Annotated in this window: 11 protein-coding genes; 2 read left to right on the forward strand and 9 right to left on the reverse strand. The window is 73.0% G+C overall.

Annotation, left to right across the window (positions count from 1 at the left end; translation table 11 throughout):
* Nucleotides 1–11: 11 nt before the first annotated feature.
* From JOD64_RS14890 to JOD64_RS14915, 6 genes are all read right to left on the reverse strand, one after another.
* Nucleotides 12–2,756 carry an LppU/SCO3897 family protein gene (locus tag JOD64_RS14890; RefSeq protein WP_204942776.1) on the reverse strand — a complete coding sequence of 915 codons (2,745 nt, stop codon included), beginning with the start codon at nt 2,754–2,756 and terminating at the stop codon, nt 12–14.
* Between the two features lie 343 nt (nt 2,757–3,099).
* Nucleotides 3,100–3,237: a hypothetical protein gene (locus tag JOD64_RS14895; protein WP_167454674.1), complete on the reverse strand. Its 138-nt coding sequence runs from the start codon at nt 3,235–3,237 to the stop codon at nt 3,100–3,102.
* Nucleotides 3,238–3,455: 218 nt separating this feature from the next.
* A complete protein-coding gene (locus tag JOD64_RS14900) occupies nt 3,456–4,922 on the reverse strand; it encodes a dihydrolipoamide acetyltransferase family protein (RefSeq protein WP_204942777.1) in 1,467 nt (488 codons plus the stop codon).
* Complete coding sequence (locus JOD64_RS14905) at nt 4,919–5,908, reverse strand: alpha-ketoacid dehydrogenase subunit beta (protein WP_204942778.1); 990 nt, start codon at nt 5,906–5,908, stop codon at nt 4,919–4,921. Before JOD64_RS14905 ends, JOD64_RS14900 begins: the two co-directional genes overlap by 4 nt.
* Entirely contained in the window at nt 5,908–7,083 is a 1,176-nt protein-coding gene (pdhA, locus tag JOD64_RS14910; protein ID WP_204942779.1) for a pyruvate dehydrogenase (acetyl-transferring) E1 component subunit alpha, read from the reverse strand. The genes JOD64_RS14905 and pdhA overlap by 1 nt, the downstream gene beginning before the upstream one ends.
* 453 nt (nt 7,084–7,536) lie before the next feature.
* On the reverse strand, nt 7,537–7,692 hold the full coding sequence (locus JOD64_RS14915; protein WP_204942780.1) for a hypothetical protein: 156 nt from the start codon (nt 7,690–7,692) through the stop codon (nt 7,537–7,539).
* 963 nt (nt 7,693–8,655) lie between these two features.
* Between JOD64_RS14915 and JOD64_RS14920 the strand changes: the two genes are divergently transcribed.
* Nucleotides 8,656–9,279, forward strand: coding sequence for a phosphatase PAP2 family protein (locus JOD64_RS14920; protein WP_204942781.1), 624 nt, complete (start codon nt 8,656–8,658; stop codon nt 9,277–9,279).
* 82 nt (nt 9,280–9,361) lie between these two features.
* On the opposite strand, the gene JOD64_RS14925 is transcribed toward JOD64_RS14920, so the two are convergent.
* The 3 genes from JOD64_RS14925 to JOD64_RS14935 are packed head-to-tail and all read right to left on the reverse strand — an operon-like array spanning nt 9,362 to nt 14,163.
* A complete protein-coding gene (locus JOD64_RS14925) occupies nt 9,362–10,585 on the reverse strand; it encodes a hypothetical protein (RefSeq protein WP_204942782.1) in 1,224 nt (407 codons plus the stop codon).
* A 54-nt stretch (nt 10,586–10,639) separates the two neighbouring features.
* The gene (locus tag JOD64_RS14930) at nt 10,640–12,325 is read right to left on the reverse strand and encodes a GTPase (protein WP_204942783.1); all 1,686 of its coding nucleotides are present in this window, start codon (nt 12,323–12,325) and stop codon (nt 10,640–10,642) included.
* Nucleotides 12,322–14,163 (reverse strand): GTPase family protein, encoded by a 1,842-nt coding sequence (locus tag JOD64_RS14935; RefSeq protein ID WP_204942784.1) that lies wholly within the window; start codon nt 14,161–14,163, stop codon nt 12,322–12,324. Before JOD64_RS14935 ends, JOD64_RS14930 begins: the two co-directional genes overlap by 4 nt.
* A gap of 219 nt (nt 14,164–14,382) precedes the next feature.
* On the opposite strand from JOD64_RS14935, the gene dnaK reads away from it, so the two are divergent.
* Nucleotides 14,383–16,245, forward strand: coding sequence for a molecular chaperone DnaK (dnaK, locus tag JOD64_RS14940; protein WP_204942785.1), 1,863 nt, complete (start codon nt 14,383–14,385; stop codon nt 16,243–16,245).
* The last annotated feature ends 13 nt before the right edge of the window (nt 16,246–16,258 follow it).

Genomic DNA, 16,258 nt, shown 5'->3' on the forward strand with positions numbered 1-16,258 from the left:
CGTCGGTGAAGCTACTTCGTGGCCGGCTTGAGGCAGAGCACCCGGTTGGTGCCGTCACCCGGCAGCACCACGTGGGGCTGCGTCGTGTCGGTGCACTTCTCCTTCGCGTCCACCTTCGAGACGATCGTGAAAGCGTCCGCCTCGCCGCAGTCAGCCGCCGTGGCGCCAGCCTCGCCGGCCTTCTTCACGCAGCTGCCGACCGCCGGGTCGAAGGCCGGCGAGTCGTTTCCGCCGAACTTGCCGAGCAGCATCAGCAGGCCGAGCGGCACCGCCAGGATGAGCACCGCGGCGATCAGCACCGCGGCCAGCACCCGGCCGTTGCGTACCTTCGGCGTCGGTGGCTCCGCCTTCGGCTCGTCGGCGTCCGGCTTGAACGCGTCGAACCGTCCGTGGTCCGACTGCCCAGCCTCCTGGCCCCAGGACGGCGCGGGCTGCTGCGCTGGTGGGAAGGCCGGCGGGAAGCCACCGCCCGGCACCGACTCGGTTGCCGGCCCGCCGAAGCCTGACCCGCTGGGACCGGGCCCGCCGAAGCTGGGCCCGCCGAACGCCGACGTCCCGTTCACCGCGGCGGCACCGGCGGCCGGCGACCCCGGGCTGCCGAACTGGTCGCCCGGTCGCTCGGCACCGGCGTGCGGCCGAACGCCGTTCATCGGCCGGTTGTTGCCGGGGGCGTCGACGAAGGACGGCACGCCCGGCGGGAACGCCGGAGGCGCCGACGGGGCCTCATTGAACGCACTCGGCGCGGGCTGGCGGTCGTCGAAGCGCGGCTCGGCTGGAGGCTCGCCGCCCCAGCCGGGGCCAACCTGGCGCTGCGGGTCGTTCTGCCAGTCAGGTGCACCCGCCTGGCGGGGCGGCTCGTTCTGCCAGTCGGGTGCGACCTGACGGGGCGAGTCGTTCTGCCACTCCGGCGCACCCTGACGCGGCGGATCGTTCTGCCACTCCGGTGCACCCTGACGATCGGCACCCGGGTCGGGCTGGAACGCCTCCGGTTCCGGCTCGTTCTCCGGCTCGGGTCGAGCCGGGCGGCCGTACACCCGGGGTTGAGGGGTGGCCGTGCCGGTCGACTGGATGGCCTGGTCGGTCGGGGGCATCACCCGGCTGGCCAGCGGCACCGAAGCACTGGCCGTGGCCCGGGCCACCGCGCCGGCTGCCGACTCGGCCTCGGACACCGGCACCACCGCGCGGCCCGCTCCGGACTCCGGAGAGGTACGCGGGGCGGGCACCAGCGCGCCACTCGCGGGAGCCTCCTCGGCCCGGCCCCAGCCGGGCGCGTCCGCCTCGAACTGCGCCGCGGCCTCCGGGGTCTCCCGCTCGGCGTACGCGGACTGCTCGGGGATCGGAGCGAACTGGGCCTGGGGCGCGTAGTCGGCCGGCGGGGCAGCAGCCAGGCTGGCACCTGGCACACGCTGCTCCTGCGGCGGCAGTGGCACCGCGTTGGCCGGCGAGATGCCCGGTGCGGGCCCGGGCTGGTAGGCCGGTGCCTCGTCGCCCCGGTCTGCCTCCCAGCCACCGCGGGACTGTGCGGAAGCTTCCGCTTCGGCACGACCCCACACCTCGCCGGGAGCCCACGGCTCGACCTCCGGCACGCCGGAGTTGCCCTGCGCCGCGTTGTCCGGGCCGGCGGCCCAGCCGGGCGCGCCGTCGTTGCCGGGCACGCTGACGCTGGCACGGGCGGGGAGACCGCTCTGCTCCGCCGCGTTCCAGCCAGCCGGCTCCGGCCGTTCGGTGGGCTGGTCCTGCGGCGAGAGCACCCAGTCGGGCTGCTGCGGACGGCCCTCGGCGTCGCCCCAGGCGGCCGGCCGCGCGGCCTGGTCCTGTCGCGCGTCGCCATCGCCCCACCCGGCGGGCTGCGCCTGCTGCTGCTGTGCGGCCCACCCGCCGGAGCGGGCCGGGTCGTCCTGCGCGGGCCAGTTCGTCGTCGGTGCCGGCACCTGGGCCGCGCCACGGGCGGCGTTGGGCTGGGCGGCCTGCCCCCACCCGGGGGCGGGCTGCTCGGCCGATTCGGCCGGCTGGCCCCACGTCGGCGGAGACTGCTCCGCCGGGGTCCACACGGGTTGGTCATCGCGGGCGGCGCTGGCGGGCCAGTTGCCGTTGCCGGACGCGTCGTCCTGCTGAGCGCCGCCGGACCAGTTGGCGGCCTGCTGCTGCTCGGGCTGCTGCGACTCGGCCCCGCGCCAGTCACCGGCGGGCGGGTCGGCCTGCGCCGCGCCACCCCAGCCGCCGGAGCGGGCCGGGTCGTCCTGGGCGGGCCAGGCGGCGGTGGCCGGAGGCACCTGCGCGGCGCCCCGTGCCGCCGGCTGAGCCTGCACCCAGTCGGGCTGCTCAGTGGCGCTCGGGGTCCAGGTGGGGGCGGGCGCACTCTGCTCGGCCGGTGTCCAGCCCTGCTGCTGTGCGGCCCAGGCCGGCTGCGCCGGAGCCGGTGCGCCATCGTTGCCGGGCCAGGTGCCGGGCTGCTGCTGCGGCGGCTCGCTCGCGCCACCGCCAGCGGCCCAGGCGGGCTGCGCCGGGTCGTTGGGCTGTGGGGTAGCGGCGGCACCCCAGGCAGGAGCCGGCGGTTGCTCGGACTGAGTCGCCCATGCCGGCGTCGACGGGTTGGGTCGCGCCGGCGGTGCGGGCGCCCAGCCCAGGTCGGGGCCAGCGGCGTTGTGGCCATTGTCCGGCTGCGCCGGGCGGTCGCCGTACGGCGCCGGTCCGCCGGCGCCCGGTGACACCTCGTCCGGCTCTTGGCCGGTGCGGTGCGGGCCCTCGGACGTCATGGGTGCGCCTCCTCCATCACATGTCGGCTCGCCGGTGCCGATCGGTCTCCTCGGCATGGCTGCCGGCGTCGCCGGCGTACCGCTGTGCCGGCTCCCCGCACGGTATCGGGTGGTGGCACGGCACGTCCAAGGAGCACTGGTCGTCACTCCCCGTGGCCGGTCGGTGTCGAGCAGCTTGTGTCGGCTCGGCCTCTGCCGGGTCGGCGGGCGGCGACCGAAGCCCACCGTACCGGGCGCTGCGGCAGGGCGGAATCCCGGTGGCGGGTGGCCGGGAAACGCTGATGGCCCGCCCGGCGGGCCGGGTGGGCCATCGATCTGGAGGAGGTGAGGAAGTTGTGGAGCGTCAGCTCATGTGACGCTGGGCGATGACGAGGAGTTCCTCGCGAACTGCCGGCGAGTTCGCCGAGCGCAGCGCGTGCTCGATGGCACGGGCGCGGCGGGTGGCGTCGCGGTGGTTGCGGATTCGCTCGATCATGCTCATTGGTGGGTCCCCCTAGCTATTCGGTTGTCAGCCCCTGATGCATCTATTCAACCGCAGAACCCGGCCAACTTCCATCGATTATTAGGTGAGCTGAGACACCTGCCTAACAATCAAAGGTCAACGGGGCTTCTCGCCGACGCTTCCGTCGCCTAAACGACACGGCCGGTGTGCCGGGCGTTAACCCGTGGCACACCGGCCGTGGCTGGCGTCTCGAACGGTCAGGTCCAGGCGAGCAGCGCCGCCTCCGGATCGGTGAGGAAGTCGCCGATGTCGCGCAGGAACTTCGAGCCCAGCTCGCCATCGATGATCCGGTGGTCGAAGCTCAGCCCCAGCGTGGTGACCTGACGCACCTTGACCTTGCCCTTGTGCACCCAGGGCATCTCCCGCACCGCGCCGAAGGCCAGGATCGCCGACTCGCCGGGCGGCAGGATCGGCGTCCCCGTGTCCACCCCGAACACGCCGACGTTGGTGATGGTCAACGTGCCGCCGGACATGGCCGCCGGCGACGTACGGCCGGACTTCGCCGTCTGCACCAGATCGGTCAGCGAGTCCGCCAGCTCCCGTAGCGAGAGTCGACCGGCGTCCTTGACGTTCGGCACGATCAGGCCGCGCTCGGTGGCCGCCGCGATGCCGAGGTTGACGTAGTCCTTCACCACGATCTCGTCGCCGGCCCAGGTCGAGTTGACCATCGGGTGACGCTGCACCGCCAGCAGTACCGCCTTCGCCACCAGGAGCAGTGGCGAGACCCGTACGTCGCGCCACTCCCGCCGGCCGCGCAGTCGGTCCAGTGCCTTCATCGCCCGGGTCACGTCGACGGTCAGGAACTCCGTCACGTGCGGGGCGGTGAACGCCGAGCGGGACATGTTCTCGGCGGTGAGCTTGCGGACGCCCTTGACCGGGATGCGCTGCTCCCGGTCCGCACCGAAGCTGGGGGCGGCCGCCGCCACGATCGGCTCGGCCACCGCCACGGCACCGCTCGCCGCCTGCTGCACGTCCTCCCGGGTAATCGAGCCAAGCGGCCCCGACCCGGTCAACGTGCTGAGGTCGACCCCGAGGTCCTTGGCGAGCTTGCGCACCGGCGGCTTGGCCAGCACCAGACCGCCGGTCGCCGTCGCGGCCTGCCCGTTACGAGCCGGAGCCGCCACGGGCGCGACCACCGGCTGCGGGGCCGGTGCCGCCGGAGCAGGTGCCGCCGCGGCCTGCGCCGGGACGGCACCCTTGCGCGGGCGGCGCTTCGCGGCGGTCGTACGCGGGCCGTAGCCAACCAGCACCGCCGTCCGACCACCCGGGGCCGCGCCGCCGATCAGGCCAGGCTCGATCATGCCCTCGGCCGGTGCCACCTCCACCGCCGCCAGCGAGGCCGCCGACGGGGTGGGCAGGTCACCGCTGGGCGTGGCCGTGGTCGACGGCGCCTCCAGCGGGCCGGCACCCGGGTCCGTGTCGATCGCGATGATCGGCACACCGACCTCGACCGTGGTGCCCTCCGAATGGAAGATCGCCTGCACCTGCCCGGCCCACTTCGCCGGGATCTCCACCGCCGCCTTGGCCGTCTCGACCTCGACGATCGGCTGGTTCAGCTCGATCGTGTCACCGACCTTGACCAGCCAGGCCAGGATCTCGCCCTCGGTCAGCCCCTCGCCCAGGTCGGGCAGGTTGAACGTCTTGATCCGGGACATGTCGCTCACCAGCCGAAGGTGCGGTCGACGGCGTCGAGCACCCGGTCGAGGTCGGGCAGGTACTCCTCCTCCACCCGGGCGGCCGGGTAGGGGGTGTCGAACCCGGTCACCCGCAGCACGGGCGATTCAAGGGAGTAGAAGCACTTCTCGGTGATCCGGGCGGCCAGCTCAGCGCCGAGGCCGATGTTCGACGGCGCCTCGTGCACCACCACCGCGCGGCCGGTGCGCTGCACCGACTCGTACGCCGCCGTCAGGTCCAGCGGGGAGAGTGAGCGCAGATCGATGACCTCCAGCTCCCGGCCGTCCTCGGCGGCCGCGGTCGCCGCCTCCAGGCAGGTCCGCACCATCGGGCCGTAGGCCAGCACGGTGACGTCCGTGCCGGGCCGCACCACACGAGCCGAGTGCAGGGGGTACGCCTCGGACAGCGGCGCGTCCAGGTCGACCTGCCCCTTCTCCCAGTAGCGCCGCTTGGGCTCCAGGAAGACGATCGGGTCGTCCGAGGCGATGGCCTGCTGGATCATGACGTAGGCGTCCTGCGGGTTGGCGCAGGTCACCACCTTCAGGCCGGCCGTGTGCGCGAAGTACGCCTCGGGCGACTCGGAGTGGTGCTCGACCGCGCCGATGCCGCCGCCGTACGGGATCCGGATCACCATGGGGATGCTGAGCCGGCCGCCCGAGCGGTAGTGCATCTTTGCCACCTGCGACACGATCTGGTCGTACGCGGGGTAGACGAAGCCGTCGAACTGGATCTCGCAGATCGGCCGGTAGCCACGGATGGCAAGACCGACCGCGGTGCCGATGATGCCGGACTCGGCCAGCGGGGTGTCGATCACCCGTTGGTCGCCGAAGTCCTTCTGGAGCCCGTCGGTGATCCGGAAGACGCCGCCGAGCTTGCCGACGTCCTCGCCCATGATGATGACCTTGGGGTCGTTCTCCAGGGCGCGACGCAGGCCGGTGTTGAGGGCCTTGCCGAGGGTGAGCGTCTCCGTGGCCATCAGTGGGCGCTCCCTTCGAAGGACTCCATGTAGCGGGTGAACTGGGCGCGCTGCTCGTCGAGCAACGGAGAACCGTTCGGGTAGACGTGGTCGAACATCGTCACCGGCTCGGGGTTGGGCATGTCGAGCACCCGCTCGCGCAGGTGCACCGACTCGCGGCGGGCCTGCTCGTCGACCTCGGCGAAGAAGGCCGCATCGGCGATCTGCTGCTTCTCCAGGAAGGCCTTGACCCGGGTGATCGGGTCCTTGGCCTGCCACGCCTCGACCTCACTGGCGATTCGGTAGCGGGTCGGGTCGTCGGAGGTGGTGTGCGCGCCCATCCGGTAGGTGTACGCCTCGATCAGGCTCGGGCCCTGCCCGTGGCGGGCGTTGTCCAGCGCAGTGCGGGTGACCGCGTACGAGGCGAGCACGTCGTTGCCGTCCACCCGTACGCCGGGGAAGCCGAAGCCGGCGGCCCGCTGGTAGAGCGGGACGCGGGTCTGCCGCTCAAGCGGCTCGGAGATCGCGTACTGGTTGTTCTGGCAGAAGAAGACCAGTGGGGCGTTGAACACGCTTGCCCAGACGAACGCCTCGTTCACGTCGCCCTGGCTGGTGGCCCCGTCGCCGAAGTAGGCGATCGCCGCTTCGCCATCGTCGGTGCCGGTCTTGCCGTCCATGGTGATACCCATGGCGTAGCCGGTCGCGTGGAGGGTCTGCGCACCGATGACGATCGTGTACATGTTGAACTTGAACTCGTTCGGGTCCCAGCCGCCCTGGTCGACACCCCGGAACAGGCCGAGCGGCATGATCGGGTCGATGCCCCGGCAGTAGAGGACGCCGTGTTCCCGGTAGGTCGGGAAGGCCATGTCCTGCGCCCGCAGCGCCCGACCCGACCCGACCTGCGCGGCCTCCTGGCCGAGCAGGCTGGCCCAGAGGCCCAGCTCGCCCTGGCGTTGCAGAGCGGTCGCCTCGGCGTCGAGCTTGCGGACCAGCACCAGGTCGCGGTACAGGCCGCGGTACTCCTCGTCGGTGAAGTCGACGCGGTATTCGGTGCCGTCCGGGCTGGTGTGGCTCTCGATCCGCTCGCCGTCGGGGGTGAGTAGCTGTACCAGTTCGGGGTCGCCGGCCGCGCCCTTCTTGGAGCGGGGTGCCGCCCGCCTGCTGCGGGTGGTGCCCCCGGGGTCGCCCTTTGCCATCGGTCTCTCCCTGTCGTGTCTGCGTCGGCACCGGGGGGTCACCCGGCCACGCAACTCGTGCGCCTGTCCGGCTGCTGCCGGACCGGTTCCTGGCGGCCGCGCCTAGCCCCGGTGGGGGTTGCCGCACGGCGTGAGCCGGGTTCTGGCCGAACCCGGATCGGGGAGCGCCGGCGCGCAACCGCGCCTGCCGCGAGGGTGCGCGGAGGTCACGGCTGCGTTGCCGTCGTGGTCCATATTCGCAGAGCAGGTGAGCGCGCCCACAGTACGCCTGCCCCGCATTCCGACCGCTCACCCTTTGACGCCGTTTGTCGCCATCATGCCGGCCTGAGTGCTGAGGCGTTCGGGCGGCGGATCGTCACCATTCGGTCACCTCCGCGTGTCGACACGCGGTGGAGGTTGGCTGACGCAAGGTGACTGAGCCAGGCTGATTCCCGCAGGATCGCGCCTATCAGGTCATATGCCGGCTTTCTGGCTGGCGGCGTCCATCCATGTCCTCCAGCGGCCGACGACAAGGGGTGTGCGGTGCACGAGCCAGGTGATGGTCCCGGCCCGCCAACCCTCGGCCGGCACCGGTCGGCCGGTGGTTACCGCCGCGTGGTCGGTGTCCACCGTGCCTCCGGCGCGGCGGGTCCCGCCCGGGGTTACCTGCTCACCGTCGCACTGCTGGCCGGCACCGCGTCGATGCCCATCCTCGCCGCGATCAGCGCGGGTTCGGCCACCCCGGGCAGCTCCGCACTGCCGGACAGCAGCACCCCTTTCATCCCGACCCCGTCGGTCGGGCCGGTCGTGATTCCGCTGCCGGTGACCAGTCAGCCGTCGCTACCGCCACCCGGCACTCCCAGCGTCGGCCCGACCAGCGGCTGGCTGCCTGCCGCTCCTCGGCGTACCCACGAAGGGCCGGCGTCGGGGCCGACCGTGACGGACCGGGGCCCTGCCCGGCCGGCGACCTACCCGCCGCCGGCGTCGAGGCCCACCCGGGGCACCTTGCCGACCATCCCGCCGCCACCGACCGGTACGCCGACCGACCCTCCGGACCCTGATCCGACGGATCCCGACCCGACGGACCCCGGTCCGACGCACCCCGACCCGACGGACCCCGGTCCGACGCACCCCGACCCGACGGACCCCGGTCCGACGGACCCCGACCCGACGGACCCCGGTCCGACGGACCCCGACCCGACGGACCCCGGTCCGACGCACCCCGACCCGACGGACCCCGGTCCGACGCACCCCGGTCCGACAGATCCCGACCCGACCCCGACTCTGACACTGGATCCGACACCCACGCTGGATCCGACGCCCTCGCCGACGGACGCCCCGACTGCGACCGCCGTGCCGACCGGTGTCCTGTCCGTGCCGGCCACCGCACCCGCGCCGCCCGCCACCACCGCTGCCCCGACCAGTCGACCCACCCCGTCGCCCCCGACCGATCCTTCGACGCCCTCCGTCAGCCCGCCTCCGGTGGGCGGACCGAGGCACCCCACGGTGTCGCCGACGGTACGGTGACGATCAGGCGCCGCCCATCCGGTGCCCGTGGTGTTCCGGCGGTAGGCGCGTACCGGAGGGGGTGGCGTGGGCGGCGGTGCGAAACTCCGCCCGGTCACCACCCGGCCCGGCCCTGGGCTGCGGATCGCCCGGCTGGTCACCGAGGTGACCGCGCCGGCCGTCCTCGTGTCACTGCTGATCCTCACGGTGAGCTGGCACAGCGCACGCCGCCCGGGTCAGGGACTCGTCTGGGGTCTGCTCGCCACGCTCTTCGTCACCGGCATTCCGTTCGCCTACATCGTCGGCGGAGTACGCCGTGGCCGGCTCACCGATCATCACGTCGGCCGACGGGAGCAGCGCCGCGCGCCGCTGCTGGTCGGTCTGGGTTCGGTGGCGGCAGCGCTCGCCCTCCTCGCCGTGCTCGGCGCGCCCCGTCCGGTGCTGGCGCTGGCGGTGGCCGGGCTCGTCGGTCTCGTGGTCACCGTGTCGGTGAGCCACTGGTGGAAAGTATCGATCCACTCGGCGGTGGCCGCCGGCACGCTTGTCATCCTGACGCTGACCTTCGGGGCCCGGCTGATCGTCGCCGCACCGCTGCTGGCGTTGGTCGGCTGGTCGAGGGTGCGGCTGAGGGACCACACGGTGCCGCAGGTGCTCGCCGGTGGTGTGCTCGGCGCGCTGATCGCCGCGGTGGTCTTCGGCGCGCTGCGCTGACGAAGGTCACCTCCCTACCGAGGCGCGCTGCCTCGGGCGGGCCCTGGGGTGGGCGGCGCGGTGCCGCCCACCCGGGACACCGTCAGGCGCCGTCGTCGGCGAGGCGGTGCCGGTTTGCCTCGATCCAGGCGTCCAGGGCGGCCGGGTCGTCCGGGTCCACCCCGTCGGCCATCAGCTGCGCGACCGCAGCGGTCGCCGGGCTACGCCGCTCACCCGTCGAGTAGAGGCGGGCGAACTCCGGCACCATCTCCTCGATCGCCTCGTCGGTGCGGGTCGCCGCCGCCTCGGGCAGCCCGCGCTGGCGCGACGCGTACCGCGCCCAGGCGCGCAGCACCCGGGGCAGCATCGCCGCGTCGTCCATGTCCAGCACCGCGCGGCGGTGCACCCAGTCCAGCAGGAAGAGCCCGGACACCGCGGGGCTCCAGCGCATCGGGTCGCCGTCCGGGAAGCTCGCCGAGTGGTCCAGCACCAGGCTCAGGCAGAAGTGCAGGGAGGCCAACTCCGGGCCGTCGACGGTGTCCAGCCCGAAACGGGCGGCCTCCGGCGCGGCGAGGAACCGCCGGACCAGGTCGGTGCGCTCGGCAGCGGAGAGCGGCTCGACCTCGGCCGGGCCGGTCGGGTCGGCCGCGGTGGGCAGCATCGCCAGCCGGGCACCGACCAGCGCCCGGTCGGTTGCGAGGGAACCCTCGCCGGGCAGTTCGCTCAGGTCGTCGGTGACCGCGAGGTGGCGGGCCACCTCGCCACGGAGCCGGGCCGGATTCTCGGAACGGAACCAGGTCAACTCGTCGTCGGCGCACATCTGTCGGACCTGGTCCAGGATCCGTTCGGCCGGCCCGCCGACGAAGATGTCCTTGGTGATCCCGATGTTGTGGTCCACGAGGGCCACCAACGCGTGTTCGGCGCCGCCGGACGCGTCGTCGTAGGCGAAGGTGGCGAGGTAGGAGGTCTGGTCGCCGTACACGTCGCCGTATGCCCAGGTGCCGGTTAGGTGCACCCGGCCGAGCTGCCCGGACCAGGCCGGCGCCTGGCTGCCCGGACGAACCCGCTCGGTGCCCGCGGCGTTCGGGACCAGTGCGGCGAAGACCTGCCGGATGGTGGTCGCCGCTGCGACCCGGCGTCGAGCGGTTGCGGCGAGGAACCCGGTGACGAACTCCCGTACGGCGGTGTCGCGGTCGGTCTCCGCGATCGCGTAGACACTGCCCAGCAGTGCGCTGCCGAGCATCTCGGCGTCGAGGGCGGACTCCAGCTTGGTCACGTCGCGTGCGGCGTGCAGCACCGCGTCGTAGGGGGTCTCAGGCGTGGCCATGCTTCGACCCTACGCCGCCCGGGGCGTACGGAGAGCGGTAGCGAGTCGTGGGCGTCAGCGGTGGGCGGCGTCCCGCAGCGCGCCGCGCGCCTGCGCGTACGAGCCGAGCACGGTCCGCACCGGTGTCAGCACGTACTCCTCACCCACCCGGGCGACCTTCGCCGTCAACCGCTGCTCGGCGCGGGCCCGGGCGCGCCGAGCAGCCCAGCGCACCACCGGCCGGGTCAGCGCTGCCACCAGCAGCCCGGCCAGCAGGCCGCCGAGCAGCAGCAGGGTGGGCAGCGGCACCTGACCGACCATCGGGTTGTCCAGTGCAGGCAGGCCGAGCGCCCGCAGCGCGTAGCCGAGCACCAGCCAGCCCAGCCCGACCACGGCGGCGAGGGTGACCAACCACTGCACACCGCCGACGATCCGCCACCACAGCGGTCGACGGCCGAGGCCGAGGTCGGTGCCGGCGATCGTGCGGTCCAGTGCGTCCGGCAGGTCGCCGAGGCAGGACCGGGCGGCGGAGGTCACCGCACCGGGCCAGGCGGCGGGTAGGTCGGTGGCGGCGCGGTCGGCCACCGCGCGGATCGCGAGACCCAGCGCCGAGCGTTGGGCGGCCGTCGGGTCCGGGACCGAGGTGGCCGCGACCAGGCTCTCCGCCGGGTCGGCCCGGTCGTCGGTCGGCCCGGGCAGGTGCAGCCGACGCAGCGGGTCGGGTCGCAGCCGCCGCCAGCCCCGGACCAGCGGCCAGCCGGTGGCAGCGCCAGCCCGGTGCCGGTACGCCTGCTCCACCGCCTCGGCGACCGCGGGCACGCCGGCAGCTCCGGCCAACGCCCGGTTCAGCCCGTCGACCGCCGTGTCGTCCGGCCCAGCCGCCGGTCGGGCCGAGCCGACCAACTCGTCCAACCCGGCGACGACCGTGTCGACGTCACCGGCGAGCCGGCGCAGCGCGGCCTGCCGCTCCGCGACCGTTCGCTCCAGCGCGCCGCGTAGCCCCACCATCCCGGCCGGGTCGATGGCGGTGGTGGACAGCAGCGGTACGCCGGTCAGCCCGTCCGTGTCGAGTAGCCGGCGCAGGTCGTCCAGGACCCGGGGCAACTCGGCCGAGGTGAGCCGGTCGGCCTGGTTGAGCACGACGACGGTGACGTCGCGGTGCCGGTGGAACTCGCGCAGGTAGCTGTCGTGGATGACCCGATCGGCGTACTTCTGCGGGTCGACCACCCAGACCACCTGGTCGACCAGGCCGAGGAGCCGGTCCACCTCGAGCCGGTGGGACCGCTGCACCGAGTCGAAGTCGGGCAGGTCGAGCAGGATCAGCCCGTGCAACGCCGTCTCGTCGTCCGCGTCCAGGGCGCTCTCCCGGACGAAGCGGTGTCGGGGAAGTACGCCGATCCAGTCGAGCAGCCGGTTGGCGCCCTCCAGTGGCCCCCAGACGCAGGCGTGGGTGACGCCGGTGGTCGGTCGGCGGACCCCGACCGGCGAGAGTTCCAGTTGGGCCAAGGCGTTGAAGAGGCTGGACTTGCCGCTGCCCGTCGCACCGGCCAGCGCGACCACGGTGTGGTCCCGGGACAGCGCGAGCCGGGTGCCGGCCCGCTCGACCAGGGTGTGCGCCGGCACCAGTTCGGCATCGGGCAGCAGGCCGTCCACCGCGGTCAGGAAGCGACGTACCGCGTCCAGTCGGGCGATCAACGCGTCGGCGTCGACCCGCTGGTCACCGCGGAACGCCTCGCGTACCCGGCCGGTGATGTTGGTCACCCGGAGCCCTCCTCGTCACCCGGCGGCCGGGCGTCGCCGCCGGCGGACAGGCCGCTGCGGTGTCGGGCCAGCTCGACCCGGCCGGCGGCCCGGCGCAGCCGGTCGCCGGCGTCCGCGGCGGTGCGGGCGTCGGCGGTGCGGCTGAGGAAGCGGTCGGCCTCCGCGTCGAGCAGCGTCCGCACCCGGTCCAGCAGGTCGGTGCGGGCCTTGGCGGCAAGGGTACGCACTGCCTGGTCACCAAAGATCGCCTGGAGTACGGCCTGCGCGGCGACGGTGGTGCCGGCCCCGGTGGCCACCTCCAACCCGGTCGGGATGAACGCGGTGGAGGCGAACACGGCGATCATCACCGCCAACCCGGTGGCGTTTACCGCGTAGGCGGCGGTGCGGGCCACGAACCGCTTGTCACCGCCCTCGACCCGGACCAGTTCCAGAACCCCGCGCTGCCAGTCCCGGACCATTCGTTCGGCGCGTTCGGGTAGGTCGTCGCTCGGGTGGGCGAGCGCCGGTTCGAGCAGCCCGGCGCCCGCCGGGTGCGCCTTCCACCCGGTGTACGCGGATTCGGCGGCCTCCGAGGCCACCCCGCGCAGCAGCGTGACCAGTTGCGACTCGATGGCGTTGCGCAGCTCGACGGCGGAGGCCGGTCGACCGGTGACAGCGGCGACGACCCGGTCCCGTAGGCGGCCGATCCGTGCCTCCAGAGTGCGGAAGAACTCCCCGGTGCCGACGAACTCCTGCCAGCGGGCGAGCACCTCCCCCCGGAGCAGCCGGCCGTCCTGAAGACCCTGTTCGACGGTGCGCTCGGCACCCAGGTACGCGGCCCGGACCCGTTCGTCCAGCCCGTCGGCGGCGGTGACCTGTTCGTCGGCGGCGTCGGCCAGCTCCTCCACGGCGGGGTGGAGCGCGGCCAGCGCGCCGTCCAGCGTCTGGCGGACCACCGCCGCCCGGGCGTCGGCGTCGGCGGCCAGCCGGGCGAACCAGTCGGCCAGCGACGCGGTCACGCCCTCGGGCAGCAGCCCTTGACCGTCGACCCAGGTCTCCGGCAACACGAACAGCGGTGCCCGGCCCAGGTCCTGTTCGGCGAGCATCTCGCCCAGGTGCGCGGCGATCTCGTCGGTGGCCTCTGCGGGCACCCGGTCCAGCACCATGGCGATCACCGCGCCGCGCGCCCGGGCGCTGCGCAGCAGCTCCCAGGGCACCGCGTCGGCGTACCGGGCGGCGGTGGTGACGAAGAGCCAGAGATCGGCGGCGGCCAGCAGTTGGGTGGCGAGCGCCCGGTTGGCGTCGACCACCGAGTCGATGTCGGGCGCGTCGAGGAACGCCAGCCCGGCGGGCAGGGCCGGGGCGGTGACGAGGTGCAGGGCGCGCGGATCGTCACTCGGCTCGGTGGTGCGGGTCAGCCCGGGCAGCAGGTCACCCTGCCGAAACCAGGCCGAGTCGGACGGGTTGCAGACCAGCACCGGGGACCGGGTGGTGGGTCGGAGCACGCCGGCGGCGCTGACCCGGGCCTTGACCAGGCTGTTGACCAGGGTCGACTTGCCCGCGCCGGTGGAGCCACCGACCACCACGAGCAGGGGGGCGTCCAGTCGGGCGAGCCGGGGCAGCAGGTAGTCGCCGAGCTGGTCGGTGAGGGCGGTCGCGGTGTGCCGGGCAGGGCCGGCGGAGGGCAGTGCGAGGGGGTACCGGGTCGCACCGATCGCCTCCCGGAGGCCCGACAGCGCGCCGGGGAGGCTGTCCTCCCCGGTGGTGGCGGGGGGCTCCTCCGCGGCGTCCGGCGGGCCGGTGCGGGCTGCGACGGCGGGCGCGCCGGAACGGGTGGCGGGATCGCCGTGCGTCGTCACCGCTAAAGCGTGCCCGACCGATGCAAGAGAAGACAACCGGACGGTAATAACGGCTGGGTTGCGTCGGGTTGACTCAACCCAACTTGACGATTCGCCAGCGCGTGGCACTATTGAGTCAAGTTCACTCAACTTGTGGTGGGGCCCGCTGCGGGCGGTGCTCGCCAGGCAGCACGGGCGATGCCCGTCACCTGCACAACCTTACGAAGCGAGGAAGCGAAGATGGCACGTGCGGTCGGTATCGACCTCGGCACGACGAACTCCTGCGTCAGCGTTCTCGAGGGCGGTGAACCCACCGTCATCGCCAACGCTGAGGGGTCGCGGACGACTCCGTCGATCGTCGCGTTCGCCCGTAACGGCGAGGTGCTCGTCGGTGAGGTCGCCAAGCGCCAAGCGGTGACCAACCCGGACCGGACGATCCGGTCGGTCAAGCGCGAGGTCGGCACGAACTGGTCCGTCGACATCGACGGCAAGAAGTACACCCCGCAGGAGATCTCGGCCCGGACGCTGATGAAGCTCAAGCGGGACGCCGAGGCGTACCTGGGCGAGCAGATCACCGACGCGGTGATCACCGTCCCGGCCTACTTCAACGACAGCCAGCGCCAGGCCACCAAGGAGGCCGGTGAGATCGCCGGCTTCAACGTGCTGCGGATCGTCAACGAGCCGACCGCGGCCGCCCTGGCGTACGGGCTGGACAAGGGCTCCAAGGAGCAGACCGTCCTGGTCTTCGACCTCGGCGGCGGCACCTTCGACGTGTCGCTGCTGGAGCTGGCCGAGGGCGTCATCGAGGTCAAGTCGACCAGCGGTGACAACCACCTCGGTGGCGACGACTGGGACCAGCGGATCATCGACCACCTGGTCAAGACGTTCCGCGGTGAGCACGGCATCGACCTCGGTCAGGACAAGATGGCCCTCCAGCGCCTCCGTGAGGCCGCCGAGAAGGCCAAGATCGAGCTGTCCGCCGCCACCACCACCAACATCAACCTGCCGTACATCACCGCCGGCGCGGCCGGCCCGCTGCACCTCGACGTGACGCTCACCCGCGCCGAGTTCCAGCGGATGTCGCAGGACCTGCTGGACCGCTGCAAGGGCCCGTTCGAGCAGGCTGTCAAGGACGCCGGGATCAAGATCTCCGACGTCGAGCACGTCATCCTGGTCGGCGGCTCGACCCGGATGCCCGCCGTGACCGACCTGGTCAAGCAGCTCACCGGTCGCGACCCCAACAAGGGCGTCAACCCGGACGAGGTGGTCGCCGTCGGCGCCGCCCTCCAGGCCGGCGTGCTCAAGGGCGAGGTCAAGGACGTCCTCCTGCTCGACGTGACCCCGCTGAGCCTGGGCATCGAGACCAAGGGCGGCATCTTCACCAAGCTGATCGAGCGCAACACCACCATCCCGACCAAGCGCTCCGAGGTCTTCACCACGGCGGACGACAACCAGCCGTCGGTGCTGATCCAGGTCTTCCAGGGTGAGCGGGAGATCGCGGCCTACAACAAGAAGCTCGGCACCTTCGAGCTGACCGGCCTCCCGCCGGCGCCGCGCGGTGTGCCGCAGATCGAGGTCGCCTTCGACATCGACGCCAACGGCATCGTCAACGTGCACGCCAAGGACCTGGGCACCGGCAAGGAACAGAAGATGACGATCACCGGCGGCTCCTCGCTGCCGAAGGACGACATCGAGCGGATGCGCCGGGACGCCGAGGAGCACGCGGAGGAGGACAAGCGCCGCCGCGACGACGCCGAGACCCGCAACGTGGCCGAGGCGCTCCAGTGGCAGACCGAGAAGTTCCTCGCCGAGAGCGGCGACAAGCTGCCCAGTGAGAACCGCGAGCAGCTCACCGAGGCGCTCGGCGAGCTGCGCGGCGCCCTCGGCGGTCAGGACATCGAGAAGATCAAGTCCGCGCACGAGAAGCTGGCGCAGGTCTCCCAGCAGGCCGGTTCGCTGCTCTACTCCCAGCAGGCCGAGCAGGGTCAGCAGCCGGGTGGCGAGGCTGGCCCGGGTGCGACCGGCCCGCAGGCCGGCGCGCAGACCGGCGGCGCCGACGACGTGGTCGACGCGGAGATCGTGGACGAGGACGGCAAGAAGTGACCGTCGGCCTCCG

Source organism: Micromonospora luteifusca (assembly GCF_016907275.1).
In the GTDB taxonomy this organism is placed as follows: Bacteria; Actinomycetota; Actinomycetes; order Mycobacteriales; family Micromonosporaceae; genus Micromonospora; species Micromonospora luteifusca.

Bases quoted from the DNA above. Each gene is read 5' to 3' on its own strand.
- JOD64_RS14895 (WP_167454674.1), bottom strand. From the start codon at position 3,237: ATGAGCATGATCGAGCGAATCCGCAACCACCGCGACGCCACCCGCCGC.
- JOD64_RS14890 (WP_204942776.1), bottom strand. From the start codon at position 2,756: ATGACGTCCGAGGGCCCGCACCGCACCGGCCAAGAGCCGGACGAGGTG.
- JOD64_RS14925 (WP_204942782.1), bottom strand. From the start codon at position 10,585: ATGGCCACGCCTGAGACCCCCTACGACGCGGTGCTGCACGCCGCACGC.
- JOD64_RS14905 (WP_204942778.1), bottom strand. From the start codon at position 5,908: ATGGCCACGGAGACGCTCACCCTCGGCAAGGCCCTCAACACCGGCCTG.
- pdhA (WP_204942779.1), bottom strand. From the start codon at position 7,083: ATGGCAAAGGGCGACCCCGGGGGCACCACCCGCAGCAGGCGGGCGGCA.
- dnaK (WP_204942785.1), top strand. From the start codon at position 14,383: ATGGCACGTGCGGTCGGTATCGACCTCGGCACGACGAACTCCTGCGTC.